This is a genomic window from Azospirillum tabaci (genome assembly GCF_014596085.1).
Lineage (GTDB): Bacteria > Pseudomonadota > Alphaproteobacteria > Azospirillales > Azospirillaceae > Azospirillum > Azospirillum tabaci.
In genome coordinates this window covers 180,429-192,022 of sequence record NZ_JACCJY010000001.1, presented here as the reverse complement: position 1 = coordinate 192,022, position 11,594 = coordinate 180,429, and the positions used below count along the sequence as shown (strand labels likewise).

At 72.4% G+C, this 11,594-nt stretch carries 11 protein-coding genes and 1 tRNA gene; 6 read left to right on the top strand and 6 right to left on the bottom strand.

The window, feature by feature from the left end:
- Positions 1-28: 28 nt before the first annotated feature.
- The 4 genes from H0B54_RS00920 to H0B54_RS00905 all read left to right on the top strand — a co-directional run bounded on the left by H0B54_RS00920 (position 29) and on the right by H0B54_RS00905 (position 3,275).
- Positions 29-103 (top strand) — tRNA-Thr (locus H0B54_RS00920).
- Between the two features lie 83 nt (positions 104-186).
- Entirely contained in the window at positions 187-1,749 is a 1,563-nt protein-coding gene (locus H0B54_RS00915; protein ID WP_188258879.1) for a glycosyltransferase, read from the top strand.
- Positions 1,750-1,918: 169 nt separating this feature from the next.
- Complete coding sequence (locus H0B54_RS00910; RefSeq protein WP_188258878.1) at positions 1,919-2,317, top strand: hypothetical protein; 399 nt, start codon at positions 1,919-1,921, stop codon at positions 2,315-2,317.
- A gap of 46 nt (positions 2,318-2,363) precedes the next feature.
- Positions 2,364-3,275 (top strand): EamA family transporter, encoded by a 912-nt coding sequence (locus H0B54_RS00905; RefSeq protein WP_188258877.1) that lies wholly within the window; start codon positions 2,364-2,366, stop codon positions 3,273-3,275.
- Positions 3,276-3,314: 39 nt separating this feature from the next.
- Here H0B54_RS00905 and H0B54_RS00900 read toward each other — a convergent pair whose 3' ends face one another.
- From H0B54_RS00900 to H0B54_RS00890, 3 genes are all read right to left on the bottom strand, one after another.
- Positions 3,315-4,601 (bottom strand): TRAP transporter large permease, encoded by a 1,287-nt coding sequence (locus tag H0B54_RS00900; protein ID WP_188258876.1) that lies wholly within the window; start codon positions 4,599-4,601, stop codon positions 3,315-3,317.
- Positions 4,598-5,104: a TRAP transporter small permease gene (locus H0B54_RS00895; protein ID WP_094301612.1), complete on the bottom strand. Its 507-nt coding sequence runs from the start codon at positions 5,102-5,104 to the stop codon at positions 4,598-4,600. Before H0B54_RS00895 ends, H0B54_RS00900 begins: the two co-directional genes overlap by 4 nt.
- Positions 5,105-5,209: 105 nt before the next feature.
- Positions 5,210-6,247 (bottom strand): DctP family TRAP transporter solute-binding subunit, encoded by a 1,038-nt coding sequence (locus tag H0B54_RS00890; RefSeq protein WP_172428304.1) that lies wholly within the window; start codon positions 6,245-6,247, stop codon positions 5,210-5,212.
- Between the two features lie 116 nt (positions 6,248-6,363).
- Between H0B54_RS00890 and H0B54_RS00885 the strand changes: the two genes are divergently transcribed.
- Positions 6,364-7,029, top strand: a complete 666-nt coding sequence (locus H0B54_RS00885; protein WP_246472192.1) for an OmpA family protein — start codon at positions 6,364-6,366, stop codon at positions 7,027-7,029.
- A 69-nt stretch (positions 7,030-7,098) separates the two neighbouring features.
- Here H0B54_RS00885 and tagF read toward each other — a convergent pair whose 3' ends face one another.
- Genes tagF through icmH form a run of 3 tightly spaced genes read right to left on the bottom strand, consistent with a single transcriptional unit; the run spans position 7,099 to position 11,088 of the window.
- Positions 7,099-7,743: a type VI secretion system-associated protein TagF gene (tagF, locus tag H0B54_RS00880; protein ID WP_014239131.1), complete on the bottom strand. Its 645-nt coding sequence runs from the start codon at positions 7,741-7,743 to the stop codon at positions 7,099-7,101.
- Entirely contained in the window at positions 7,743-9,734 is a 1,992-nt protein-coding gene (gene tssM, locus H0B54_RS00875; RefSeq protein WP_246472190.1) for a type VI secretion system membrane subunit TssM, read from the bottom strand. Before tssM ends, tagF begins: the two co-directional genes overlap by 1 nt.
- Before the next feature lie 10 nt (positions 9,735-9,744).
- Complete coding sequence (gene icmH, locus H0B54_RS00870) at positions 9,745-11,088, bottom strand: type IVB secretion system protein IcmH/DotU (RefSeq protein ID WP_188258874.1); 1,344 nt, start codon at positions 11,086-11,088, stop codon at positions 9,745-9,747.
- A 101-nt stretch (positions 11,089-11,189) separates the two neighbouring features.
- On the opposite strand from icmH, the gene H0B54_RS00865 reads away from it, so the two are divergent.
- Positions 11,190-11,594: an STAS domain-containing protein gene (locus H0B54_RS00865; RefSeq protein ID WP_188258873.1), complete on the top strand. Its 405-nt coding sequence runs from the start codon at positions 11,190-11,192 to the stop codon at positions 11,592-11,594.

The window sequence follows — 11,594 nt, the reverse complement described above, 5'->3', positions numbered from 1 at the left end:
TCCGCGCCCACGACGCACCGACGTCGACGCCGCAGTAGCTCAGGGGTAGAGCAACTGATTCGTAATCAGTAGGTCCGGGGTTCAAATCCCTGCTGCGGCACCACTCTAAGGCCCTGGAAGGTAACGCCTTCCGGGGCCTTTCCATGTGTGGCATGACTCATCGCGCCGCTTTCCGCAGCAAGGCCGATGTCCCAACCGTCCACCCTCACCGACCTCGCCGCCGCCTTGCGCCGGCCCGTGACGAGCGGGCACGACCTGAAGGCCATCGAGACGCTCTGCGAGACCTTTCTCGACCGGCCCAAGGCCGAGCGGGCACGGGCGGCGCGGGAATTGCCCCGGCTGGCGCGGGGAGCAGACACCGTCCTGCTGCTGTCGGCCATGGCCGCCGTCTCCGGCGACCTGCGCTATTACGACGAACTGCTCGACGCGGTGGAGGGCAACATCGCGCAATCCGGGCTGGAAGGTCTGCTGCACATCCACGCCGGCATCGGGCGCCAGCTCTTTTTGATGCGCATGAACCCGGCGAGCCGCCCCGGCTTCTTCGAGGAGCGGCAATTCCCCTTCTACCGTCGCATCCTCGACGAGATCCGCCGCCGTCAGGCCGTCGTCCCGCCAGCCCGCCGGGCCGGGGGAGCGGACACCGGGCGGGTCGTGCTGATGACCAACCAGTTCCTGTCGCTGCGCCACCAGCCGTCGCGGGACCTGCTGTCCTACGCCGCCCTGCTGGAGGATCGCTGCGGGCGGGAGGTGGTGATCCTCAACACCAACATCATGCCGGCGGAGGTGCACAGCCTGTTCGTGCCCTCCTTCGCGGCGTCGGTGGAGCCCGCCTTCACCGGCGATCAGCGGATCGAGGCGGATGGGCGCGCCTATCGGATGCTGTCCTCCGTCGCGCCCTGCGTCAGCCCCGGCAAGATCGCCTGGTTCCTGGAGGCCATTGCAGCGCTCGACCCGGACGCGGTGCTGTCGCTCGGCGGGTCCTGCGTCGTGGCCGACCTGATGGCCGGGGCGCGCCCCACCCTGTGCATCCCCACCACCAGCGGGGCCACCCTCTCGCTGGCCGACATCGTGCTGGACTTCGGTGGCGGAGCGGCACCCAACCACGGGCTGCTGGCCCGCTCCTGGCGGCCCTTCCGCTTCCTGCATTCGCTGGCCGGGGCCACCCCGAGGAAAGAAGGATCACGCGCCGCCTTCGGGCTCGATGAGGGCGCCTTCGTCTGCACCGTCGTCAGCAACCGGTTGGACAAGGAGGTGGACGGCGCCTTCCTCGCCATGCTGGAGGCGCTGTTCGACCGCGTGCCGCGCGCCGTCGCCGTCTTCGCCGGGCACTCCGACGCCCTGCCCCGGCGGCTGGCCGCGTCACGCCATGCAGCACGGCTGCGGTGCCTGGGCTATGTGTCGGACATGGGCGCCCTGCTGGCGGTCTGCGACGCCTATGTAAATCCCCGGCGGACCGGCGGGGGCGCCAGCGCCGCCGAGGCCCTGGCCGCGGGGGCGGTGCCGCTGTCGCTTCCCGGCGGCGACGTCGCCAGCGTCGTCGGTCCGCGCTTCATCCACCCCGACTATGACGCCTTCGTCGAGCGGCTGGCCGCTCTGGCCACCGATCCCGCCGCCCTGGCCGCCGCCGCCGCGGAGGCCCACGTGCAAGGGTCGCGCCGCGCCGGGCCGGCGGAGGCCGCCGCCGACCTGTCGCGCTATCTCGATGAGGCGGTGGCGCTGTTCCGCAGCCGGCGTTCACCAGTGGATTGATCGGTGCGGAGTGATCCGGGCCGCCGCCGTCAACCGCTTTATCGCACAGGCGGAGCAAACTCCCGGCTTGCTTTGGCGCCGGTGCCTTTCCAATATTCCGCGCTCCCCGACCGGGCGTCCGCTGGGACGCCACGGCGGGTGTCTTATTTTCTGCAACGAGGACCTTTTCATGCGCGCCTTCGACGGCCAGCATTCCGACAACGTCGCCATCAAGCGCACGCGGGAGCAGAAGCAGCTTCAGCTCCAGCAGTTGAAGGAGCAGCTCGCCACCCTGAAGTCCCACGCGGCCCCGGCGATCCGTGAAGCGCTGGTGAAGCGCATCGCCGAGCTGGAGGTGGAAATGCGCCAGCCGCCGAAGCCGCCGCGCGAAGGCCGCGGCGACGGTCCCCGCGGCGAGGGGCGCGGCCCCCGTGGCGATGGTCCTCGCGGTGATGGTCCCCGCGGCGACCGCCCGCGCCGCGAAGGCTCGTTCCGCAGCGAGAGCTTCCGGTCGGATGGCCCGCGTGGCGACGGTCCGCGTGGCGATGCTCCCCTTTCGCCCTTCGCCTCCCCGCGCCGCCGCGGCTGAGCCGCGGAACCCGCCTTGACGCGTCCAGTCCAATGAGTCGCCAGCCGTGAGCGAAAACACCACCCCCGCCCGCCGCCGCCTGTTCGATCAGGCGTGGCTCCTGATGATGTTGCCGCCGCTGTTCTGGTCCAGCAACGCCGTCCTGGGCCGCGCGGTATCGGGCGAGGTGCCGCCGGTCGGGCTGGCCTTCTGGCGCTGGACGCTGGGGATGCTGCTCGTGCTGCCCTTCGCGTGGCGGCACCTGCGGCACGACGCGCGGGCGCTGGCCGCCCAATGGCCGGTCGTCCTGCTGCTGTCGGCGCTGGGCATCGCCGTCTTCAACACCTTCCTCTATGTCGGGCTGCACACCACCACGGCGCTGAACGCGGTGATGATGCAGTCCTCCATGCCGGTGCTGATCGTGCTGATGAGCCTGGCCCTGTTCGGCGACCGGGTGACCCCGCTGCAAGGGGTGGGCATCGCCGTGTCGCTGGCCGGCGCCCTGACGCTGATCGCGCGGGGCGACCCGGCGGTGTTGATCGGACTGCAGCTCAACGCCGGGGATTTGTGGGTGCTGGCGGCGGTGCTCGGCTACGCCGCCTACACCGCCCTGCTGCGCCGCCGCCCGGCGGTGCATGGGCTCAGCTTCATCGCCGTTACCTTCGCGGGCGGGGCGGCGATGCTGCTGCCTTTCTACCTGTGGGAAAGCGCCGGCGGAAACCCCATGCCGATCACCCCGACGGCGCTGGGGGCGGTCGCCTATGTGGCGCTGTTCCCGTCGATCGCCGCCTATCTCTGCTTCAACCGCGCCGTGGCGCTGGTCGGCGCCAACACGGCGGGGATGTGCATCCATCTGATGCCGGTGTTCGGGAGCATCCTCGCAATCCTGTTCCTCGGCGAGCAGCCCCACCTCTACCACGCCGCCGGCATCGGCCTGATCGCGGCGGGCATCCTGCTGGCGACCCGCCGGAAGAGCTGAGGCGCGGGGACGCGGAAGGCGCCCCCGCGTCCGTCGCGCTCAGTAGCCCAGGCTGCGCGGCAGCCAGAGCGCCAGCCCGGGGAAGACCACCACCGCGGCCAGCGCCAGGAACATCGCCAGGATCAGCCAGCCGACCCAGCGCACCGTGGCTTCCATGGTGGTGCCGGCGATCTTGCAGGTGACCATCAGGTTGACGGCCATGGGCGGCGAGAATTGGCCGATGGCCAGCTTCATCGTCAGGATCACGCCGAACCACACCAAGTCCCAATTGAAGTGGTTGGCGATGGGCACCAGGATCGGCAGCAGGATCAGGAAGGTGGACACCCCGTCCAGGAACATCCCGATCACCACCAGCGCCGCGATCAGCAGGGCGAGAACGCCGTACTGCCCGATGCCGAGATCGACGATCCCCCGGGCGATGGGGTCGATGACGCCCAGCGTCCCGGTCGCCCAGGCGAAGACGCCGGCCAGGGCCACCACCATCAGGATGATCGCGGAGATTTCCGCGGACTCCACCAGCACGTCGTAGACCGTGCGCAGGGTCAGCGTCCGGTAGATGAAGAAGCCGACGAACAGGCCGTAGACCGCGGCCACCACCGCCGCCTCGGTCGGGGTGAACAGGCCAGCGCGCATGCCGCCCAGGATGACCACCGGCGCCATCAGGCCCCAGATCGCCTCCTTGAAGGTCTTCCAGATCGACGGGCGCGTCTCGCCCTCCCGCGCGACCTCGCCGAAGCCGTTGCGGCGCGACATCCAGACCGCCGGGATGACCAGGGCCAGACCGGCCAGGATGCCGGGAATCATGCCCGCCGCGAACAGGGCCGGCACCGACGCCTGCGGCACCATCACGCTGTAGATGATGAAGGCGATGGAGGGCGGGATCAGGATGTCCGTCGCCGCCGCGGCGCCGATGACGCTGGCGGTGAAGGCGCGCGGGTAGCCCTCGCGCAGCATGGCCGCGGTCATCACCGCCCCCACCGCGGCGGAGGTCGCCGGGCCGGAGCCGGAGATGCCGCCCATGAACATCGCCACGATGATGGCGACCGCCGGTAGGGCGCCCTGCCGCTTGCCGATCACGGCCAGCGCGAACTTGACCAGACGCTCCGCCACGCCCGACCGCTCGAAGATCAGCCCGGTCAGGACGAACATGGGGATGGCGAGCAGCGGGTACTTCGCCATGCCGGTGTAGACGGTGGTCGGCAGCGACATGATGCCGAGGCCGGCGACACCGATCACCACCGCCCCGGCCAGCGCCAGCGCCGCGCCGATGGGCACGCCGGCGATCAGCAGCGCGAAGAAACCGCCGAACAGCAGCGCGGTGATCATTGTTCGTCCCCCCGCGCGACGCGGATGCCGCGGCCCAGCGCCCGCAGCACGATGACCACCGACAGGACCGGCAGCCAGATCGAATAGATCCACTGCGGCACGCCCAGACCGGGCGACGTCTCCTCGAACCGGTACTCGTCCCAGACCATCCGCGAGCCGTAGACGGCGAGCCCCAGGAAGACCAGCGCCGTCACGGCGATGGCGAACAGTTCGGCCCGGCGGCGCATGACCGGGCGCAGCCGGTCCACGAAGTAGGTGATGCGGATGTGGTGGTTGCGCACGACCGCGACCGAGGCGCCGAGCATGGTCATCACGACCATCAGGGCGATGGCGTATTCCTCCGTGAAGGCGAGCGAGATGTTGGTCAGATAGCGCGTGATCACGTTGGCGAAGGTGATCGCCCCCATCGCCGCGATGGCCAGCGCCGCCAGCGCCTCCTCGATCCGGATGGGAACGCGCGGGCGCGGCTCTTCGCGCCGCGTCAGTTCGGGGTCTTCGGTCATGAACGGGTTCTCTGGACGGGGACGGGCGGGCTGGAACGGACTTTGGAAAGGAATGGCGCCCGTCCGTTGGCCGCCGGAGCGGAAGCGGACGGGCGCCGGGCGGGTTTACTGGCGGCCGGCGATCGAGGTCTCGGCGGCCTTCACGAGGTCGGGGCCGATGGTCTTGGCCCACTTGTCGTAGACGGCGCGGGTGGCGGTCTGGAACGCCTTCTGCTGCTCGGGCGTCAGCTGCACGACCGCCACGCCCTGGCCGGCCAGCTCCTTCAGCAGGCTGTCGTCCTGGGCGGTGATGCCCTTGCGGGCAATGGCGACCTCCTCCGCGGCGGCCTGGACGGCGGCGGCGCGCACCGCCTCCTGGTCCTCCTTGGACCAGCTGTTCCAGACCTCCTTGTTGACCACGAAGATCAGCGGGTCGGCGACGTAGCCCCACAGGGTCAGGTGCTTCTGGCCGAGCGTCGGCAGCTTGGCGGCGGTGAAGACGGCGACCGGGTTCTCCTGCCCGTCGACGGCGCCGGTGGACAGAGCGGGCTGCGCGTCGGCCCAGCTCATCTGCGTCGGGTTGGCGCCCAGCGCCGTGAAGGTGTCGAGGTAGAGCGGCGAGCCGACGACGCGGATCTTCAGGCCCTTCAAATCCTCCGGCTTGCTGATGGCGTGCTTGGAGTTGGAGACCTCGCGGAAGCCGTTCTCGCCCCAGGCCAGCGGCACCACGTCCTTGGTGGCGAGCAGGTCGAACAGCTGCTTGCCGACCGGTCCCTGGGTCAGCGCATCCATCGCCTTGTGGTCGGGCATCAGGAAGGGCAGCGAGAAGAGGTTCAGCTCCTTCACCTGCGGCGACCAGTTGATGGTGGAGCCCACCGCCATGTCGATCACGCCCTGGCGCAGCGCGGTGAATTCCTTGGTCTGGTCGCCGTTCACCAGGGCGGAGCCGGGATACATCTTCACATTGATGCGCCCGTTGGTCTTCTCCTTGACCAGCTCGGCCCAGCGGTCGCCGCCGATGCCCCAGGGGAACGGCTTGCCCAGCACGGTGGACAGCTTGTACTCGGCCTTGTAGTCGGCCGCCGCCGCGCCGTTGGCGACCACGCCCGGCAGAACCATGGCGGCCAGCGCCAGACCGGCGAACAGCGCCTTCATCGACTTCATTCTTGTTTCCTCCCGCATACCGCAAACGAAAGATCGGACCGGGATCGTACAGAGGCACGCACGACTGTTCCACGCGGAATTTGACGCCCCGCCCCCAAGCCTGGGACAATGCGGGCATGCAAACGCGGATGTTCCCAACAATCGGGCTTTTGGTGTTGGGGCTGGCCCTTCCCGCGGGCGCGGCCCTGGCGCAATCGGCGGCGGGACCCGCCGTCCCGCTCGGCCCCAACCCCAGCGAGTGCGAGATCCAGGCCGCCCTGTTCGGCGCCGCGGGACCCGGCTGCCCGCCCATCGTCATGAAGCGCCCGCCGCCCCCGCCCGTCGCGGCGGCATCGCCACCGGCTCCCGCATCGGCTTCCGCATCGACTCCCGCCCCCGTTGCCGTGCCCGCCCTGCCGGGGACGCCGCCGGACCCGCCCGTCGCGGCGCTGAAGGCCGGGCTGCGCGCCGCCTTCCGGATCGGCTTCGATTTCAACTCGGCACGCATCCGCCCGGAATCGCGGGCGGTGCTCGACCGCATCGGCGCTGTGATGACGGCGCCGGAGGCGGCAACCGCCCGCTTCCGCATCGTCGGCCACACCGACGCGGTGGGCGGCGACGCGGCCAACCGGGCGCTCTCGCAGCGCCGGGCCGAGGCGGTGGCGGATTATCTGGCGGAACGGCACGGCGTGCGCCGCGACCGGCTGGACACCGCCGGGATGGGCGCGCGGGAACCGCTGCTGCCCAAGACGCCGAAGGCCGCGGAGAACCGCCGGGTGGAGATCGTGAATTTGGGGGGGTGAGGGCTCTTCTCCTCCCCCTGCGAAGCGGGGGGAGGTCGGGAGGGGGGCTCGACGCTTGAACCTTATCCCCTACCCGTCCAGATCGTCCCAGCCCCGCCGCTCCCAGGCGCCGTCGATGAAGGCGGCGGCGCGGGACGAGCGCGGCAGGCCGCAGCAGGTCAGGACCGAGGGCGGAACCCGCCCGCCGCCGCGGCTCCACCACAGGCTGGCGCGGGGCGGCAACGGGCCGACGCGCTCCTCGACCACGGTGGCGACGGTGGGGTCGGCGCCGTTGGGCTCCGGGCGGCCCAGAATCGCCATACGCGCCGGCAGGGCGTCCACGTCGGCCCCGGCGCGGCAGGCGTCGGCAGCAATGGATTCCGCGCGGGTGAACCAGTGCAGGCAGGCCACCGGCACCACCGCGAGGTCGGTGCCGTAGGGCAGCGTGCCGACGATGGTGAAGGGGTACTGCCGCCCCACCCGGTCGGCGCTGGGCATCATGATGCCGGCGAGCGGCGGTTCCCCGCACAGGCCGGGCGACAGGGCGAAGCGCCAGACCGGGGCCGACTGGAACAGCCGCTCCCAGGGCGAGCCGAGCTGGCGCACCGCCGCGTCCAGAACCTCCGTCAGCCAGGCGTCCCAGGGAAGCAACACGCCGCGCGGCAGGCCATAGCCCACGAAATCGCCGCGCGCCGGCACCTTTCCATGGAAGCCCACCGCGAAACCGGGGCTCATCAGCCGGCCCCGCCGTTGTTGAGCACACGGGGAGCCGGCGAGGCCGGCTGGCCGAGCACGTCGAGGACGCGCGACACCAGCGCCTCGTCCGGCGGCACCGGGGCGAAGCCGGCCTCCACCAGAGCGGCCAGATGATCGCCGAGCGCCCGGCGCTCCGCCTCATGGGCGGCGCCGGGGAGCGTGCGCTGCCAGTCGGCGGCCAGCCATTCGGCCAGAACCGCCGGGTCCAGCGGCTCCCGCCCGCCGATCATGGCGTAGGCGCGCAGGCTCTGCCGCAGCAGGTCGGGCCGCGCCCAGCCGGTGCGCAGCTGCTCCTCCAGCCGCAGCACGATGCGCGACAGGAACACGCTGCGCAGCGCCCGCCGGTAGACGTCCTCGGCGGGCAGGCCGACGCGCTCCCCCTGCGACAGGCCGAAGCCAAGCAGGGACGCCCGCCGTTCCGCCCGCTCGGTCCAGCCGGCCGGCAGGGCGCGCAGCGCGTCGAGCGCCGGCAGGACCGCCAGAAAGTCGGAATCCTCCACCCGCGTCAGCGAGCGCGGCGGGGTGTCGAGGACGCGCAGCCGCTCCTCCGCCACCGCCACGGCGGCCTCCGCCCGCGCCAGCAGCGCCTCGTTGGCGCGGTGGCTGCTCAGCCCGGCCAGCCCGAGCAGCAGGCCCGCCGCCGCCGTCCCGCCCAGCGCCCAGACGTGGCGCCGCCGCCGCGCCCGCTCCAGCGCGCGGTCAACCCCGACCATGTTGGCCTCGGGGAAGACCACCTCGGGCAGCAGCCGCTCCAGGAAGAAGGTCTGGGCCGGCGATTCCGCGGAGGCGCCGGGCTGGGTGGCGCTGGTCAGGTAGATGCCGCGCAGCAGCGGCACCGCCTCCTCGGCCTCCGCGGTGAAGGCGGTGTCGACGAGGTCGGCCAGCGCCGCCTCGAAGGCCGCCATGCGCAGCGGGAAGGCGAAGGCGTCGCCGCGCCGCTGGATGTCCGGCTCCTGGTGCAGCCGTTCGGGAAGCCGCTCCTCCAGCCGGCGCAGCAGCGCCGCGTATTGCGCGTGGAAGCTGGCCAGCGGGCCGGGCGGCAGGTCCTCCACCGGGAAGGTGATGCCCCAGATCTGGGCGCGCTCCGCCCGGTCCAGCGGGTCGAAATAGGTGGTGAAGCCGTCCACGAGGTCGGCCTTGGTGCACAGCAGATAGACCGGCACGCGGATGCCGAGATGGGCGCGCAGCTCGCCCAGCCGCTGGCGGATGGTGATGGCGTGGTTGTGCCGCTCCGCGTCGCTCCAGCCGGCGAGGTCGGTCAGGCTGATGGTCAGCAGCACGCCGTTCACCGGCTGGCGCGGGCGGTGCTCCTTCAACAGGTCGAGCAGGCCGGACCAGACACGGCCGTCGATGGCCCGGCGGCTGTCCTGGGTGGTGTAGCGGCCCGCCGTGTCGATCAGCACCGCCTCGTCGGTGAACCACCAGTCGCAGTTGCGGGTGCCGCCCAGATTCTGCACCGGCATGCCGTCCAGCCCGCCGCCCAGCGCCGCGCCCAGCCGGGCGTTGGCCAGCGCGGTCGTCTTGCCCGAGCCGGGGGCGCCGATCACCAGATACCAGGGAAGCTGGTAGAGGTACTGGCCGCCCCAGCGCGCGCCGAAGCGCTGCGTCTTCAGCCGGTCGATCACCGCGTCCAGCCGCTCGCGCACCGTGCCCAGCTCGTCCAGCGACGCCTTCAGCTCGGGGTCGCGCGACGCCGCCAGCGCCTCGACGAAGCGGGCGTTGGCGGCGCTCTGCCGGCCGTCCTCGTGCCGGTTCAGCGCGTACCACAGGCCGAGCAGGACCAGCGCCGGCAGCAGGCGGGCCAGGCCGCCGAACCCGAGCAGCGGCATCACCGCCCAGCCGAGCAGCCCCACCGACAGGGCGACCGCGAGCGTGGTCCACCAGCGCAGGCGCGGCGCCATCGCCGGGTCGGCGCGGCGGGCTCTGCCCTGGGACGTCTTGGAGCGGGTGTGCGGAGATGCTTCGCGCATGGGCCGCGGCCTATTCGGGGTAGAGGCGGACATCGACGCGCCGGTTGGCGCCCCGGTTGGCCGGCGTGGTGTTGGGGGCCAGCGGTTCGCGCTCGCCCCGCCCTTCGGCGGTCAGGCGCTCGGCGCCCAGCGTGCGCTCCAGGATCTTCAGCACCGCCACCGCCCGCGCCTCGGTCAGCGCCTCCGGCGTCGGCAGCCCGCCGCCGCGCGGGGTCTGGTCGTCGGTGTGGGCGACCACGACCACGCGCCCCGCCTCGGGACCCAGCGCCTGCCCGACGCGGTCGACCACGGCGCGGTAGCGGGCGCGGATCGCGTCGCTGCCGGTGGCGAACATCCCCGCTCCCTCGATGCGGATGACCAGCGCCCCGTCGTCGCCGGCCAGCACCGCCACGGCGCCGGAACGGATCTCCGGCTGGAGCAGGGCGGTGACGCGGACGGCCAGCGCCGGACCCGCGCTGGGCGGCGGCGGCGGAACGGCGCGGACCAGCTCCAGCGGCCGGTCGGGAAGCAGCGCGCCCAGCCGGCTCACCACCGCGTCCGCCCGGCCGCCCAGCGAGGCCGACAGGTTCAGGAACAGCCCGCCGAGCAGCGTCGCCACCGCCACCGCGGCCAGCCAGGGCGGCAGGACGTGCCCCAGCGGGCGGAAGCGTTCGGCGACGCCCCGCCATTGCGGCGACAGCGCGCGCTCCCGCTCGCCGCGCAGGCGGCGCAGCACGCGGAACAGCTCGTCCCGCAGATGGGCCAGGTCATGGGCGCCGCGCGGCTTGTCGCGGAATTTGCCTTCGAAGCCCAACGACAGGCAGGCGTAGAACAGCTCCAGCTCCAGCCGGTGCAGGCGCGGATCGCTCAGCATGGTGTCAAGCAGGTCGAAGAAGCGGTCCGGCCCGCCGGCGCCGGGATCGACCACCACCGCCAACCCCTCGCGCGCCCAGCGGCAGCGGGCCCCCCAGGGGGTCGCCCGCACCACGTCGTCCAGCATGGTGCACAGGGCGAAGCGGGCGACGCGCACCTCCTCCGGCGGGACGCCGATGGCGGCGGCCTCCTCCTCGAAGCGGCGGACCTCGGCGAGGATGGCGTCGCGCAGCCCCTCCGGGTTCTCGTGCCCCGAGCGTTCACGCAGCGCCCCGGCGAGGTCGAGCAACGGCCCGGCGGCGGCCAGCAGGGGATTCAGCGCGCCGCGCAGCCGCGCCGGCTGGTCCGGCGGCGCCTCCGCCTTCGGGCGGTCCTCCGGGGCCACGGCGGGCCCCGCCGCGAGGAAGGCCGGGAGCGCGCGCGGCCCACCGCCGGACTCCGCGGAAAACTCTCCGCCGTCCCGCAGGCCCGCCCCGCCGCCGAAGCGTCCGTCCGATTCCATGCCCCCGCCGCCGCTCTGCTGTATGATGATCCGTGTGATGGGAAATCCCCCGCCGGAGGAGGTATAGCAGGCCCGGCCGGATGGGGAAATCGGAGGGTTTGATGCAAATCGCGGAAGAGGTCCGCGGCGACGTGACGATCCTGCGCCCGCTGGGTCCGATCGACAGCGCCGCCGCCCCCCGGTTCGAGGCGCGTTTGATCGCGGCACTGGCCCCCGCCGCATCGGATGCCGCCGCCCCGGACGCGCCCGCAAAGGCGCCGGCCGGGCTGGTGCTCGACCTGTCGGCGGTGACGCAGCTGACCCCGGCGGGTCTGCGCTCGCTGCTGCTGGCGGTGCGGCAGGCGCGGCCGGGCGCGGGAAACGCGGGCGGGCGGGCGGGGGTGCGGATCGTGCTGGCGGCGGTGCCCGACCCGATCCGCGGCGCGCTGGAGGAGGCCGGGCTGGCGGCGCTTCTGGAGAGTCACGGCGACCTCGACTCCGCCGTGCGCGCCGCCTCACAACAATGA

Bases quoted from the DNA above. Each gene is read 5' to 3' on its own strand.
- H0B54_RS00915 (WP_188258879.1), top strand. From the start codon at position 187: ATGTCCCAACCGTCCACCCTCACCGACCTCGCCGCCGCCTTGCGCCGG.
- H0B54_RS00865 (WP_188258873.1), top strand. From the start codon at position 11,190: ATGCAAATCGCGGAAGAGGTCCGCGGCGACGTGACGATCCTGCGCCCG.
- H0B54_RS00885 (WP_246472192.1), top strand. From the start codon at position 6,364: ATGCAAACGCGGATGTTCCCAACAATCGGGCTTTTGGTGTTGGGGCTG.
- H0B54_RS00890 (WP_172428304.1), bottom strand. From the start codon at position 6,247: ATGAAGTCGATGAAGGCGCTGTTCGCCGGTCTGGCGCTGGCCGCCATG.
- tssM (WP_246472190.1), bottom strand. From the start codon at position 9,734: ATGCGCGAAGCATCTCCGCACACCCGCTCCAAGACGTCCCAGGGCAGA.
- H0B54_RS00910 (WP_188258878.1), top strand. From the start codon at position 1,919: ATGCGCGCCTTCGACGGCCAGCATTCCGACAACGTCGCCATCAAGCGC.
- H0B54_RS00895 (WP_094301612.1), bottom strand. From the start codon at position 5,104: ATGACCGAAGACCCCGAACTGACGCGGCGCGAAGAGCCGCGCCCGCGC.
- H0B54_RS00900 (WP_188258876.1), bottom strand. From the start codon at position 4,601: ATGATCACCGCGCTGCTGTTCGGCGGTTTCTTCGCGCTGCTGATCGCC.
- icmH (WP_188258874.1), bottom strand. From the start codon at position 11,088: ATGGAATCGGACGGACGCTTCGGCGGCGGGGCGGGCCTGCGGGACGGC.
- tagF (WP_014239131.1), bottom strand. From the start codon at position 7,743: ATGAGCCCCGGTTTCGCGGTGGGCTTCCATGGAAAGGTGCCGGCGCGC.